The sequence below is a fragment of the Acetobacterium bakii genome (genome assembly GCF_001263355.1).
GTDB lineage: Bacteria > Bacillota > Clostridia > Eubacteriales > Eubacteriaceae > Acetobacterium > Acetobacterium bakii.
The window spans coordinates 161,243-175,563 of sequence record NZ_LGYO01000011.1 but is presented as its reverse complement, the minus strand read 5'-3'; the positions used below and the strand labels follow the sequence as shown (position 1 = coordinate 175,563).

Annotated in this window: 14 protein-coding genes; 1 reads left to right on the top strand and 13 read right to left on the bottom strand. The window is 35.4% G+C overall.

Going from position 1 to position 14,321, the window contains the following annotated elements; translation table 11 throughout:
- The first annotated feature begins 243 nt into the window (after positions 1-243).
- A complete protein-coding gene (locus AKG39_RS05900; protein WP_083439439.1) occupies positions 244-1,017 on the top strand; it encodes a DUF2920 family protein in 774 nt (257 codons plus the stop codon).
- A 106-nt stretch (positions 1,018-1,123) separates the two neighbouring features.
- Here the strand turns inward: AKG39_RS05900 and AKG39_RS05895 are convergent, their stop codons facing one another.
- The 13 genes from AKG39_RS05895 to AKG39_RS05835 form a co-directional block, all read right to left on the bottom strand.
- Complete coding sequence (locus AKG39_RS05895) at positions 1,124-2,347, bottom strand: acyl-CoA reductase (protein WP_050739437.1); 1,224 nt, start codon at positions 2,345-2,347, stop codon at positions 1,124-1,126.
- Positions 2,331-3,416 carry a LuxE/PaaK family acyltransferase gene (locus AKG39_RS05890; RefSeq protein ID WP_050739436.1) on the bottom strand — a complete coding sequence of 362 codons (1,086 nt, stop codon included), beginning with the start codon at positions 3,414-3,416 and terminating at the stop codon, positions 2,331-2,333. Before AKG39_RS05890 ends, AKG39_RS05895 begins: the two co-directional genes overlap by 17 nt.
- Before the next feature lie 51 nt (positions 3,417-3,467).
- On the bottom strand, positions 3,468-4,877 hold the full coding sequence (locus AKG39_RS05885) for an AMP-binding protein (protein ID WP_083439443.1): 1,410 nt from the start codon (positions 4,875-4,877) through the stop codon (positions 3,468-3,470).
- Positions 4,864-5,100 carry a hypothetical protein gene (locus AKG39_RS05880; RefSeq protein WP_050739434.1) on the bottom strand — a complete coding sequence of 79 codons (237 nt, stop codon included), beginning with the start codon at positions 5,098-5,100 and terminating at the stop codon, positions 4,864-4,866. The genes AKG39_RS05885 and AKG39_RS05880 overlap by 14 nt, the downstream gene beginning before the upstream one ends.
- A gap of 1 nt (position 5,101) precedes the next feature.
- Positions 5,102-6,076, bottom strand: coding sequence for a transketolase family protein (locus AKG39_RS05875; RefSeq protein ID WP_050739433.1), 975 nt, complete (start codon positions 6,074-6,076; stop codon positions 5,102-5,104).
- Positions 6,073-6,903, bottom strand: a complete 831-nt coding sequence (locus AKG39_RS05870) for a transketolase (RefSeq protein ID WP_050739432.1) — start codon at positions 6,901-6,903, stop codon at positions 6,073-6,075. Before AKG39_RS05870 ends, AKG39_RS05875 begins: the two co-directional genes overlap by 4 nt.
- A gap of 1 nt (position 6,904) precedes the next feature.
- Positions 6,905-7,642, bottom strand: coding sequence for an SDR family NAD(P)-dependent oxidoreductase (locus AKG39_RS05865; protein WP_201780251.1), 738 nt, complete (start codon positions 7,640-7,642; stop codon positions 6,905-6,907).
- 382 nt (positions 7,643-8,024) lie between these two features.
- Complete coding sequence (gene pseG, locus AKG39_RS05860; protein WP_050739430.1) at positions 8,025-9,050, bottom strand: UDP-2,4-diacetamido-2,4,6-trideoxy-beta-L-altropyranose hydrolase; 1,026 nt, start codon at positions 9,048-9,050, stop codon at positions 8,025-8,027.
- A gap of 130 nt (positions 9,051-9,180) precedes the next feature.
- Positions 9,181-10,221, bottom strand: coding sequence for a pseudaminic acid synthase (gene pseI / locus AKG39_RS05855; RefSeq protein WP_050739429.1), 1,041 nt, complete (start codon positions 10,219-10,221; stop codon positions 9,181-9,183).
- Between the two features lie 124 nt (positions 10,222-10,345).
- A complete protein-coding gene (locus AKG39_RS05850) occupies positions 10,346-11,071 on the bottom strand; it encodes a GNAT family protein (RefSeq protein WP_050739428.1) in 726 nt (241 codons plus the stop codon).
- 217 nt (positions 11,072-11,288) lie between these two features.
- Complete coding sequence (locus tag AKG39_RS05845) at positions 11,289-12,575, bottom strand: aspartate aminotransferase family protein (RefSeq protein WP_050739427.1); 1,287 nt, start codon at positions 12,573-12,575, stop codon at positions 11,289-11,291.
- Between the two features lie 9 nt (positions 12,576-12,584).
- Positions 12,585-13,487 (bottom strand): aldo/keto reductase, encoded by a 903-nt coding sequence (locus tag AKG39_RS05840; RefSeq protein ID WP_050739426.1) that lies wholly within the window; start codon positions 13,485-13,487, stop codon positions 12,585-12,587.
- Complete coding sequence (locus AKG39_RS05835; RefSeq protein ID WP_050739425.1) at positions 13,480-14,265, bottom strand: cytidylyltransferase domain-containing protein; 786 nt, start codon at positions 14,263-14,265, stop codon at positions 13,480-13,482. The genes AKG39_RS05840 and AKG39_RS05835 overlap by 8 nt, the downstream gene beginning before the upstream one ends.
- Positions 14,266-14,321 lie beyond the last annotated feature (56 nt).

Genomic DNA, 14,321 nt, shown 5'->3' with positions numbered 1-14,321 from the left:
CGAACTTTAGGCAGCGGTATCATTCCATGAATAGCCAGTATTGATTTGTGAATCGTTGTCAGTATCAATGTGTGTACTGCCGGTATCCAATTGAATATCGTTGGTATCATTACCGTGAAATATTCATTCAAGAAAGCTTGACATCTTTTTTCAGAACCGGAAAATGGCGTTAATGACGATACTGGAATCTTAAATATTATTGCAGGTTTTGGCGGCAATGCCAATTCAAATGTATATAGAAAGATGAGATCTTATTTTGCGGATCAATACAATATGGTCACCGTGCAGTGCAACTATTTTGGCTGGGAATTTATGCAATATGATGTTTTTGAGGAAACTAAGGAAAATTTCAATGACATGGGGCCAATGCAGGCATTGGATAATATTTTCAGTGTAATAATGATTTCAGAAATTTTAAAAGACAACAACTTGATTTTTAATGCAAGTAAGATTGTTTCATATGGGCATTCCCATGGTGCTTATCTTTCTTATTTATCTAATATATTTGCTCCAGGGTTATACAATTTAATCATTGACAATTCGAGCTGGTTATATCCTGTATACTTATTGTCTGATCGATATTTGAATATCGGTGATAGTCAAAATATTTTCCATTATTTTATTAGATCGTTCGAAGATATCGATTTAGATATTTATAATTTAACTTTTCTTTATAAGCATTTCAGGAACAAGTGCACCATTCATTCTTTTCATGGAACCGAAGACTCATTAATTCGATATCAAGACAAAGAAAAGCTTTGTCTCCCAATGAAAAAATGCTTTTTGCATAAAGTTGGTCACTCAAATATTAACGATGTGTTTAAGTCTCCTGGTCATGGTGTTGATGCTGATTATTTAAAACTGTTCGATCTGGTGATGGAAAACTATAATATTTCCTTTAACAAATCTACTGATATTGTTATTCCAAATCATCGAATTGAAACAAAAAATTGCAGCTACTTATTCGATTTTAAAAATAAAATACCTGTGCTTACTCGCGAAGAAAAATATATATAATACGTTTTGTTAATACCTTATTTCAGAAAACCGTTTATGAAATAAGGAAAAGCATTTCATAGACGGTTTTTGTAAATGGTAAAATGTAACACAGGTGCTGCACAGATCAAACATTTGTCTTCACAAACCTTGTCAATCGTTCAATCAAATCTATTCCATCCCAAACAAGTTCAAAATCCATGGTAGTACCCATTGGTACTACACGGTCAATTCCCTGAGGCCGATTCTCTTTTATAAAATTTTCTATCTTCTTAAGATCTACTCCATAATAGGATAACGTTTGGAATTGACTTTGGCAGAGTGGCAACAACTCCACAAGTGTCTCTAGATTGTATTCCATAAAATAGCCACTGTTTGATCGATAATCCATTAAATCTTTTTCAATATTTTCCAACGCTACTCTAATAATCAGATTGTTTTTTGTTTGTATTCGACGAATGCCTTCATGAGTTGCACCAAGCTTGCACAGGGTTGCCAATTTACTCACGGCTTGTACCCCTTGCACAGTATACTGATCCTGTACGATGGTATTAAGTGCTTGCCAGAATTCTTCTTTAGCTCCATTAATGTTATTCCCCATCCAAAAGATAATTCTTGGCGATGTGCATGCATTCTGATCAGTTAAATAGGTATCATTGTAAAAGTCTCGCGCTATTTTTTCTTTATTGGTTGCTTTGAGATACTGATCTGAATCAATGATCGCCATGGAATAACGATCTGCAAAATTGATTTCAATGGCTCTGGGTTTAAGCGGCGCTTTTCTGATAGCAGTGATGGTCTGGTTACCGCCCCATATAATCCGGGTATCACACAGAGCTGACAGAAACTCTGTGATCTTTTCGGAGTGACCATATCTAATCAAACAAAAATGCGGTCGCAAGGCTTGATATTCAGGGTCTTTCAAGGTTCGTTCCATGGATTCAAGGATCAGGTCTACTTGTTGATAATCTTTTGAAGGAAGCCTGACAATATTGGCATTCCCAGCCAGTAACCCTGCTACCATCGAGTAGGCAAAATTAACAGGTACGTTTGATGGGGCAATGTGAAAAGCAACCCCTCTTCCATATCGCTTATGAATTGTGTGTTCATAAGCTTTTTTCTGGATGTTTATGGAAGCTTTGCGACACCAAAAACCGAAGGTAATAACATCCGGATAGACTTTGGCTTCTTTATTTTTTAAAATATCTTTTGACAGGGCATTCAGATAACTAATGATTTCTTCATCAAAGGGCTGAAATGGTTTAAGCGTTGGCATAGCCTCAAGCGTTTTATTTGTTCCAATAGCATATTTTATTTCATTTAGAATGTCGTCATTATTTTTGTGATTCATAAGTATCACTACACCCCCTAATCTCAGCATTTTTCAGACGGCCATGTATTCCAAAGTATTTACCCAGGCGTCCGCAGGGACAGTCATCTTCTCCTAAAATCACACCTTCGTCTTCGGTTAGCAATATATGTCCAGGATAGGATTTTGGCAAAATTGAAACCACTTCGATGATACCGGTTTCACCAATATCACAGGGTGTAAAGTCAATCGGTCTCCGGGTGATGATATCTGAAAAAATACTGGCGTGGAGATGGCCTTCTTCACATTCCATATAAATACAACCAGTTTGTTCAACCATACCATAATAGTCGTGAACCTTTGTAATCCCACACACGTCATTAAGGCACTCTTTAAAAGCTTGAGGGCTCACCGCTTCATTTTTCAATTTTTTCCAACCACCACCATGGATCAATATCCCCTGGGATAAATCAATCCTTATGTTTTGCTTTTTAAGTTCTTTATAGAAATGCTGCCATATCATAAAGGTAAACCCAAAAACAAAAATGGGTTTACCCTGATGCTTTTCTAAAAAAGCCTCAATCACTTCTAAATTTAGATTCATGTCATCATCTAAAGCGTAGGTTTTATTCGCTCCAAAAATAGAAAACCCCAGAATACCTGCACCTCTGGCCGAAAACATGGCTCTGTTTTTAATGACAGATGAACAATCAATGATGAGCATGGGCATTCGACTTGATCCGGTAAAATTTGAGACGATTTTTACCAGGGTCTTTTGTTGGTGACTTGCGGTTTCTTTGTCTAAATATATCTTTGATACCGCTTGTCCCGTAGTCCCTGAAGAGGTCATGGTTTTAAAAATTTCATCATCATTAATACTTTTTAGGTCAAGCTCTTTAAAGAGACTTACTGGCAGAAACGGAATGTTCTGATAACTTTTTATGACTGCTTCAGGATTAAAGTTTAAGGTATCCATCATTCTTTTATAGAGAGGACTTTTTTGATAATGATGTTTTGTCAACTCACCCAGAATCGCAGTCAGAAAATCTTCTTTTTCTTTTTTGCGATAAGAATAGGGTGGGATATTCAATATTTGGTTGTAATCTATCATGGCTGCCCTCTTTTCCAGATACTTTTTCAACTTTGTTAAGTTCAACTCTCATTATTCTTCTAATTTAATATAAAGTGTTTTTCCCGCTTCATTTATAGGAATTTCCGGGATGTAGTTCACCGTAAAGGCTGAAAAATGAATCCCTGTTTTTTTTGAAACAAATTTTTTCACAGCTTCTTTGTGTAACTCATCGGTGATGTAGATTGACATTTTATCATCGATTCCACTACACGCACAACCCATATCTTCAAAGGCAGCTTTTAGCATTCTTTCAGTTTCATCAAGATTCACGCGATTACCAAAAATTTTAATGAACCGTTTTTTTCGACCAACAATGTAATAATAACCGTCTTCATCTTGCTTTGCCATATCTCCTGTGATGAGGGTGCCTTGGTTTTCATCACCCTTTAATAGATCATCTCTTTTTTCAGCGTAACCTAAAGTGACATTTGGCCCTTGATATACCAGTTCCCCCGTAATTTCAGGCTCTGTAATTTTTTTTTCATCGACATCAATAAGTGAAAATTTTCCACCTGGAATGGCAATACCCATACTCCCATATTTTTTCAAAGATTCCTTGTATGGTAGGTATGACATCCGTGCAGTCGCCTCGGTTTGTCCATACATGACATAAAAACGTTTTTGATGATCCTGGGCATATTGGGCAAATTCTTTATGCAGTTCTGGTGAAAGCTTTCCTCCTGCCTGGGTCATGCTCTGTAGACTGGGCAATGCCATTCTGAAAAAGCGCAACCGTTTGAGCATTTCAAAGGTATAGGGAACGCCGCCAAAAGAAGTGGCTTCTTCTTGCTTGAAAAACGTCCAAAATTCTTTTTGCATCAGTCCTTTGTTGGTTAAAAGAATAGTCGCTCCCTGACACAAATGGCTATTGATAATGGACAGCCCATAAGTGTAATTCATTGGAAGCGTTGTAATGGGGCGCTCTTGATCCGTGATTTCTAAATATTCGGCAATGGCTTTCGCATTAGACTCAATATTTTTATAGCTTTGTCGCACTAATTTAGGACTTCCTGTGGATCCAGAGGTCGTGAGTAACAATGCTAGGTCTTCGTGTAGTGGTGTCACATCATAAGGGGTTTTAATCAAAGCGTAATCATACGCTTCCCACGTCTGGAGACATTGGGGATATTGTTGTAAGAAAGCTGCTTTTTTTTGATTAGCAATCCAAAAATAGCCGGGTTGATAGACTTCAATGAGATTGTCTAATAGTTCTTGATCCAATCCACTGTCTAAAAGGAGTGGTACCATCTGGTTATTAAGAAAACTCGTATAACCCACTAAAGAGCCAATGCTATTTTCGCACAGTGAAAAGATAAGGCTTCGATGTGGAATTTGCATACTTATTTCATGCGAGACTTCTTCCAATTGTCCATAGGTTATGGATTGTCCATTCTCCTGAATGGCTGCAACTTTTTCTTTGTGGTTATTAAAACTCCACATCATATTTCCCTAAAATCTCTTTTCCTTTTTCAAAGGAACTAAAATCAATGATATCGTCAGTATCCATCATGATATCAAAAACGTCTTCCAATTCTGCAATAAGACCCATATGTCCAACGGAATCCCAGGTTTCAATGCCTTGATATTCTAATCCCTCACATTGTTCTGCTTCGATATCAAATGCCGCGGTGAAAGATTGAATATACTTTTCAATATTTGTCAATTTATCTTACCTCACTATATTTATTGTTAATTTTATTAACGATTTGTGTTGTTGTTAAACCATATTTTTGCAGAAGATATTCATAAGATCCAGCATGTTTATATTCATCAGCTATCCCAATGATTAATTGTGGTGGTCTTTTTTTGCACCCTGCTAGTACTTCTGCAACAGCACTTCCGAGTCCACCAATAATACTATGTTCTTCCAGGGTTACAATAAGTTTTCCGTCACATGCGTCTTTGATGCTTTTTTTATCTAATGGTTTTATTGTATGCATATCCACAACTTTACACGAAATCCCTTTATTTTCTAATTCTTTCGATGCTTCAAGTGCGTAATATACCATGGTTCCAGTAGCAATAATACTAATATCCGTTCCTTCTTTGAGCGTAATTGCTTTGCCAATTTGGTAATCATAATCTTGCTTGTATACCACCGGATTCCCCATTACCCCTGTTAATCTCAAATAGACCGGTCCCTTATGCTTTGCTGCTGCAATGGTCGCTTTGATTGTTTCTGTACAATCAGCAGGTGAAAGAATTGTGATGTTAGGAATCGAACGCATAATCGCCATATCTTCAATACTCATATGGGTTGCTCCCAAAATTCCTACTGAAAGGCCTGATGTTAGCCCAACTAATTTTATACCAAGTTTCATGTATCCCATATTGACTCGCACTTGATCGCAACAACGGGTTGTTGCGAATGTAGCATAGGTTGTTGCGAAAGGATTTAAACCTTCTTTCGCCATACCTGCAGCAACACCTACCATGTTTTGCTCTGCAATACCCATATTGTAAAGACGATCCGGATATTTGTTTTTAAAACGCTCTAAGCCTGAGTAATATAATAGATCTGATGTTAACATTACAACATTATCGTCTTCTTCAGGTATTTCTGTTGCGGCAATACCAAATGCTCCACAAGAACCTAATCGGGCCCAGGTTTTTATGTTTTTCGGAGTATATTCTATCATTTTTTCTCCTCCAATTCCTGGATAGCTACTTCATATTGTTTTTGTGAAAGTCTGGAATGATGCCATTCACGTTTATTTTCCATAAAAGAAATCCCTTTTCCTTTTATGGTATGGGCGATAACTGCAAGGGGTTTTTCGCGGATCTGTGTAAATGCATCATATAAACTTTTGAGGCTATGCCCATCAACGTTTATGGCATCCCAACCAAAGCTCTCGAATTTTTGAGAAAAACTGCCCATTGATAAGACCTCATGAGTGGGACCATCATATTGCAACTCATTTTCGTCAATGATTGCAATGAGATTTGAAAGTTTATAGTGGGCAGCCGAAGCTGCTGCTTCCCAAACCGACCCTTCATCACACTCGCCATCTCCCAAAAGCACATAAATCCGTGACGTCTCATTTTTTTTATGCCTTAGGGCCAATGCTGTTCCCACCCCGAGTGATAGGCCTTGTCCTAAGCTCCCACTTGAAAATTCAATGCCCTTTTTTATGTCCATTGAAGGGTGCCCATAAAGATAGGTTTCGTTGGATTTGAATGAATCTAAATCCTCGTCCGGAATAAATCCGGCCTGATTAAGCGCTGTATATAATGCCAAAACACCATGTCCTTTACTAAGTATAAAACGATCTCTTTCTTCGTTTTCCGGTTCTTTTAAATCATATTTCAAAATAGCAGTATAAAGAACCGCCATTATTTCAATCATAGAAAGCCCACCGCCCAGATGTGCTCCAACTGCACCCGTTCTTAGTGACATTTTTAATGAATCCTTACGCATTTGATGTGAAACCGCTTTGCATTTTTCTAATAATCTATCATGATTCATTTTACATTCCTCCATCCACGCGTAGTGTTTGACCAGTAATAAAAGACGCTTTATCCGATGCTAAAAAAATAGCAGTTTGGGCAATTTCTTCCGGTAATCCTAATCGGTTTAGAGCAGTCTCCCGTACCATGGCATCTCCAGCTTTTTTTTCCATTAAAACTGTCATGTTAGTATCTGTTAACCCTGGTGCAATAGCATTGACTCTGATTCCTTGAGGAGCTAATTCATAACTTAAGACTTTAGTAGCCGCTATTAATGCCGCTTTAGAAGTTCCGTAGGCACAATTTCCTGCTTTCAAATCCAATCCTGAAATAGATGCAATGTTTATTATACTTCCTTTTTTCTGGCGAACCATTAAACGCGATATTAATTGTGTCAACTCCAATACCGAAAAATAATTCACATCAAAAACGTCACGCATTTTTTCCAGTGACGTCATTTGAAACAAACCGCCATGGGCGATACCTGCATTGTTGACTAGAACATCGATTGTTTTTTTCGAATCAGAGATCTCTTTTACTGCTTGCTTCATTTCCAGACTATTTGTCATATCGAAAAAAATCGGCATTATCTCCACCGCATTTATTTCTGAAACATGTTTCAGATTTTCTGTAAACTCAGACGTTTCTTTTCGGGCGTGTGCCCATATATTGGCACCTTCTCTAGCAAATGCTTCTAACATTGTTCGACCGATCCCTCGATTTGTACCGGTAATCATTATATTTTTATTTTTAAACATCATTCCCTCATTAATTAATTATGTCAAATGTAACCATATTTAATTTCTCTATATTCACAACCCATAATTGAGTAACTTCAACATATCACTATTGTTTGTTGAAAACATTGACTTTTTTATTTCAAATAGAAATAAATCAATTATAACAATTCTCTTTTTAGCATGCTGCAACTTTCCATTAGTGCATTAATAAGCGGATTTCCTTCTCAGAATAAACTCTGCATAAAATTATTTCCTTATATATTTGTCGGAATGAACTGAGGAGTACATAAGCCATATTTGCGAAGAAAATTATTAAACTATATTACTAAAATATTTTTTAATTTTTCATACCCTGTTTATTATTTAATTCTCGAACAAAATTATTACAATTTAAAACTTGTTATAAATCATTAATATATTTAACTATACGTTTTACACCATTTCCATCAACCTTTTTTCTCATGCTTATGGACTTTTCTTTTCTAATATCAGCACGATTTATGTATTCTTCTAAATAATCTATTAAATTTGTGATGCATTGATCTCCTATATACCGTACATCACCTGCATAAGACATGATTCCCTCTTTTGCAAAACCTTTCACGCCACACAATTGATTATCTGCAAAAGAGAAACTTATTGTAGGAACACCGCACGCGCACAATTCGTAAATTGTTGTACCACCGGCAGTTATTGCTATATCACAACTGCTCATTAACTTCGCCATTCTCTTAATATTTTTATGCAATATAAATGAATTGCCTACCTCAGCCAAGTTTTTTAAGTGTTCATAATTCTTATTCATTATCCCCACTATCACATGAAATTCTATATCGTTAAATAAACCTTCTTTAATAATTCTGTTCAATAAATTCCCGACCACATTAAAGTGATCCGTTCCTCCTGTGGTGATTAATACTCTTCCAACTTTTTCTCTGTATTGTGGCAACAATCCCATAAATTCTTCTCTCAATGGAACATAATTATTCCCAAGCAACAAATGCGTGGAAGATCCCTTATAGCTTTTAGAATAAGAAGCTTTATTAAGAAAAATGTCATAGTTGATAACCATTGAAATAGGATATTGAAATAAATTCACATCATCAATATAGATGACTTTTATAACTGCTTCTAACTCTTTTAAATATTGAGCTGTTACATAATAGCTATCAATAATCAGTTTATCTATTTTAAGCTTGTGAATAACTTCTACAAGTTGCTTTGTTTCCTGGTCCAGTTGATTCCATTGAGAGTTTAAACAAATAATTTCAAACCCATATGGAACTAATATTTCTTTTCCGTTTTCATCAGCTACAATAAATAAGCAATCTAAACCAATATTTCTCATTCCATACGCAATCGATAAACAGCGCATTATGTGACCAGTTGCTATATCAGCATTTGCATCAACTCTTATTCCTAACATCATTACTCCTAATAATTTTCTTTTATAATTTGCAATGCTTTCATTTAAGTTGATTGCAAGTGTTTTTTAGAGCAAATTCACAAATATAATCTCCATATACATATTATCTTTCCTTTAAAAATTCGAAGCTTTATAATTCTACTAATTTCCATGCTACGGGCGTGCCTTTTTTAACTGCCTTTACAATTTTTTTACCCAATATATCGTTAAAATACTTAGGTTCCAAACCAAATCCCGGTCTAACAGAGCGAACATTCTCTTCGTTAATAACTTCTCCTCGCTCCATATCTTGTGCGAAAAACAAAGATCTAACATGCTCTCTGCTCTTTAAGCTTTTTAAATCGAGGTCATAGCTTACAGTACCCATAGCTTTTTCAACTTCTCTTATTGAATCAACCATTTGTTTGAATTCACTAATCTCTAGCGAAAAAGAACTATCTGGTCCACCTATAGATTTATCCAAAATTACATGCTTTTCAATTACTCTGGCACCTAAAGCCACTGCTGCAATTGGTATAGATATTCCTAAAGTATGGTCGGAAAGTCCTGAAATAACATTAAAAGTCTCTTTCAAATTGGGAATAGTCCTTAAGTTTATTGACTCTTTGGGCGATGGGTATACGCTTGTGCATTTAAGAAGAATAATCTGTTCATTTCCTACTCGCTTACAGATATTGACTGCTTCTTGAATCTCACCAATTGTAGCAATACCAGTAGAGATAATCATCGGTTTTCCTTTGCTTGCAGCATATTCAATTAGATTTGTATCTGTAATTTCAAAGGAGGCAATTTTATACGCTGGAACATCTAATTCCTCTAAAAAATCTACTGCTGTTTTATCAAATGGAGAAGAAAAACAAATCAATCCCTGTTCTTTTGCCACTTCAAATATTTGGCTATGCCATTCCCATGGTGTAAATGCGGTTTGATACAATTGATGTAATGTGGTTCCATCCCATATTGTACCCTGTGTAATCCGAAAATACGAATTATTACAATCTAATGTAATAGTATCCGGCGTGTATGTTTGAATTTTTACTGCATCTGCTCCAATATCTTTAAGCGCCCGAATAGTTTTCAAGGCCACATCTAGACTTCCATTATGATTTGCAGATAACTCTCCAATAATAAATGTTTTTTCCGAGTTAAAATCAAAATCTGATATATTCATGTATTTTTCTCCTGAAAGTATGGTTCTTTAATCCGATTAAGCAACTTAGAATTTGCTTGTTTCTTTCGCTTTGTATTTAAAAGTATTGTGTCTTATTCATATACCTAAATGCTATTGATTCTTTCTATGCATGTTTTATTAATATGTACTTCATTTCCTGAATATCAAATCCAAATAACAAATGCAATCTAAGTATCGAACTGTTATTTGATGAAACCCCTGTTTTCACTTTATTACCACCTTGTGAGGCTATTGACATTAAATTTGTATGTAAAGTTAAAAAACCTAATCCCTTATTGGCGTATTGCGGGAAAACCCCTCCTAAAAAAGCATCATAAAAATGGCCGTCATCCGAACGGTTTAATCCAAAACCGACATTCATACCCTTGTACTGGGCCAAATAAAGGTGTGCACCTTGATCTAAAACATCCTTTGACCATTCGTAGTATCGATTTCCAGATTTTCGTGTTGAAAAGTATGGGTCTCTAGCCACTTTATCAGTTACAAATAAATCTCCCTTTTTAATTTCATCCAAAACAAATTTAATATCTTTTTTTTCTGCTTCCACTACATTTATTACTGCCTCAAATCTTTTATAGATACTTGGTAGTGAATACTTATTCATTATTCTTGACAGTTGTATGTTCAGCTCAATTACTTGAAATCCAAAACTCTGTGCTGTTAAAAGCATATCAGTTCTACCAGCTGGAATCTTTACAACTTGATATTCTGCCTTCAATTCCCTTATAAAAACAATGAATTCGTTCAGAGAATCATTGTACCCAGCATTTAGTTCCTCACAGTTCACGCCAAGATTTCTCTTTTCCCAACTGGCATAAATTATTTTCATGTTATTCCTCCATATGTATATTTGACTTACACCATATACAAAGTTGTTGATTCATTTTAATAATCACTCCCAGTTTCATTTTTTATTGTAACCTCCCCATCATAACCTAGTAATGACTAAAATTATTTAACATAAGACTTTCACAATTACTAATTTATCGTTAAAAATTTATTAAAATTAATAAATTAATTTATTTTTTTCTTTTTTTGCTTTTAAATCATCTTTTAAAGATTGGCTCAATTTTTCCACCTTTAGTCATGCCAGCTATAGAATTATTATTTATTGCCTTTTTAATATCGTGCATCCCCATATCAGCAGCAATCAAATACGCGTCGATCTCTTCTTTTGAATGGGATAAATTTATATTATTGATTCCTAAGCTAAGAATCCCTTCTTCGATCATCTTTTGTTGATAAGTAGTGTTAATGTCCAAGTAACTTAAATCGCCAATGCCCTTAAAGATTAATCCACAATGTGGACCAAGACCGCTTATAAGCAGTACATCCCCCAAGTTATTTTGTGAAATTAAGTTTTCAAGGCCTTCCTTCATATGCTTACCTAAGGACCAGAATTTTTCAAAAGCATTTTCAGTTTCCAAAATCTCTATGGTTTTTATAGCCGCTGCCATTGATAATGTTTCCCCCCCAAATGTTGTTGAAACAAATACCCCTTCTGAAATTAAATCGATTATTTCTTTTTTACCCGCCACCGCAGAAATCGGCATTCCATTGGCCATTCCCTTTCCAAATGCAATCAGATCCGGGGCTACATTATAAAGCTCAGACGCACCGCCCATCGCGTATCTAAAGCCTGATACGACTTCGTCAAAAATTAAAACTGCACCATTTTCCTGTGTAAGTTCTCTCAGTCTTTGTAAATATCCTTCTTCAGGGCCATTTCCCTGTATCGGTTCCAGTATGACGCCAGCTATCTGACCTTCATATTCGCTTAATAACTTTTCGAGTGCCCCAGCATTATTATAGTCAACACTTTTCGTCAGCTGTCTTATTTCTTTCGGTATACCGCGATGATTAGCTGTTGATCCTATGTACCAGTCATGCATGCCATGATAACCGCAGGAAACAATGATATCCTTTCCTGTATAAGCTCTGGCCAATCTTACCGCGGCTTCTGTGGCATCTGATCCATTTTTCACAAAACGAACCATTTCAGCGCAGGGAATAATTTCGACTAATTTTTCGGCTAATTCAATGGATATGGGAGATGGCTGTGAAAATATGATCCCTTTTTCCAATTGTTTTATAATGGCTTCATTGATACGCTCATCATTATAGCCAACTGTAATGGGACCCAATGCACAAACAAAATCAATGTATTCATTTCCATCGACATCCCATAAATGCGAACCTTTTCCTCTCTCAATAAATGAGGGTGAATAACCTTCGCAATAATAACGAAAACTCTTACTATAAGTTTGGGCACCTAACGGAGTCAGCTCTCTCGCTTTTTTTAACAATTCATTGCTTTTCTTGTATTTATCCATGCAAAAACCTCACTTTTTTGCCCAGAGACTGGGAAAAATGATACTTTCTTCAATATTTGACAATGCTGCTTTTATGCTATTTAAATAATCTTTATTAATCTCATTTTTGTCAACAATATCAAGATTTTTGATCAGTTGCTCTTTATTATCCACTCCAAATACCACATAATCAATATTGGGATTATCATAACTAAAATGTATCGCGCCTTCAATTTTTGTCATCCTATATTTATTTAAAATTTCTTCATAAATTTTCAAATATCTTTTGGCATGTTCCAAGTGATGGGGTAAGCTGTCACCATCCATCACTAAAAGGCCTTGCAGAAAAGCACTTCTTGCAAAAACTTTTACATTGTTTCCTTTTGCCTTTTGAAAGAAAAGATCTCGATCCATTCTCTGATCAAAAATACTATATGGAACTTGAATATAATCTACGCTATCTGAAGAAACGACATCCATTGCGTGGCTGAATTCATAAATTGAAACCCCAATGTTTTTAACCAGTCCCTTTTCTTTTGATCGAACGAGGCCCTCCATAATTTCTGAATTATAAAAATCTGTCGGAGTATGGAGCAAATAACCATTTAATGCTTCTAGATTCATTTTCTTCAACGAATTTATTATTTCTTTTTCAACGACAGTTTCTGGGCTTTTACTGTTAGTATCAATTAAATTCGGTTTTAATTTTGATATAATTTCCAACTTATTCTTAATCCCTCTGCTTGCTACGTATTCGCCTATTAATTCTTCTGCATTCCCGTAGGCCGCAGCTGTATCAAAATATTGGAGCCCTCGGTCAACAGCAATGTCCAACATTTCAAATACATGATCTTTACTCGGTTTTCCTTTTTTATTATTCACACCATAATCAAGACCAAATTGAACAGTCCCTAAGCACAATCGATTATTCATCTAAATCACTGCTTTCAATTTTTTTATCTTCTTCTATTGATTTTAAGTAGCCTTCATTTCTGGCATATTTACTGTTAATCATCTTTAATTGAGGCTTGTCATTTAAAAATGAAAGGATATCTTGGGTTGTAAACATCTTATCCTCCGAATAGAGGTTTTTATAAATCTCACCAATCAATTGATAGTCTTCTATTTCATCCAAGGTCCAACGAAAATGAGATAAGTCTGTGTTGTTTTTATAACTTCCTATTTTAAATAATTTCTCATTGTTTATGATATAGGGTGTCACATGTTCTCTTTCTGATAATAATTTTGCAGCCTCCCAAGATTTTTTTAATGCATAAAATGAAAAAACTTCCACATCTAAACCATCAGGATAAGTTGGTTCTATGCCATTTGAAACGTAATCATATTGGTTTTCTTCGAAAAATGCAATCACTTCATCAATAATAACTGGATCAATAAGCGGACAATCTGCGGTTATCCTGACGATGATGTCTTTCTTTGATAAATCAAGCGGTTTGCAACATCGATAAAAGCGATCCAGCACATCATCTTCACTGCCTCTATAACAATTAATCTTCTCTTTCACACAAAATTCAAACACCGCATCATCGACCTTTTTATCAGTTGTAGCGATTATAACATTGTCAATTTTCTTGCTTTTTTGGACCCTGTTGTAAACATGAAATAAGTTAGATTTCCCACTAAATTCCATGAAAATTTTCCCAGGTAATCTGGTTGAACCAGTTCGAGCTTGTATGATGGCTATTACCAATTTATTTACCTCATCTAATTATTTTCATTTATCACATGGTAAAAAGTTATTCATTA

Coding starts and splice junctions, on each gene's coding strand:
- AKG39_RS05900 (WP_083439439.1), top strand. CDS start 244: ATGAGATCTTATTTTGCGGATCAATACAATATGGTCACCGTGCAGTGC.
- AKG39_RS05895 (WP_050739437.1), bottom strand. CDS start 2,347: ATGAATCACAAAAATAATGACGACATTCTAAATGAAATAAAATATGCT.
- AKG39_RS05890 (WP_050739436.1), bottom strand. CDS start 3,416: ATGATAGATTACAACCAAATATTGAATATCCCACCCTATTCTTATCGC.
- AKG39_RS05885 (WP_083439443.1), bottom strand. CDS start 4,877: ATGTGGAGTTTTAATAACCACAAAGAAAAAGTTGCAGCCATTCAGGAG.
- AKG39_RS05875 (WP_050739433.1), bottom strand. CDS start 6,076: ATGATAGAATATACTCCGAAAAACATAAAAACCTGGGCCCGATTAGGT.
- AKG39_RS05870 (WP_050739432.1), bottom strand. CDS start 6,903: ATGAATCATGATAGATTATTAGAAAAATGCAAAGCGGTTTCACATCAA.
- AKG39_RS05865 (WP_201780251.1), bottom strand. CDS start 7,642: ATGTTTAAAAATAAAAATATAATGATTACCGGTACAAATCGAGGGATC.
- pseG (WP_050739430.1), bottom strand. CDS start 9,050: ATGTTAGGAATAAGAGTTGATGCAAATGCTGATATAGCAACTGGTCAC.
- pseI (WP_050739429.1), bottom strand. CDS start 10,221: ATGAATATATCAGATTTTGATTTTAACTCGGAAAAAACATTTATTATT.
- AKG39_RS05850 (WP_050739428.1), bottom strand. CDS start 11,071: ATGAAAATAATTTATGCCAGTTGGGAAAAGAGAAATCTTGGCGTGAAC.
- AKG39_RS05845 (WP_050739427.1), bottom strand. CDS start 12,575: ATGGATAAATACAAGAAAAGCAATGAATTGTTAAAAAAAGCGAGAGAG.
- AKG39_RS05840 (WP_050739426.1), bottom strand. CDS start 13,487: ATGAATAATCGATTGTGCTTAGGGACTGTTCAATTTGGTCTTGATTAT.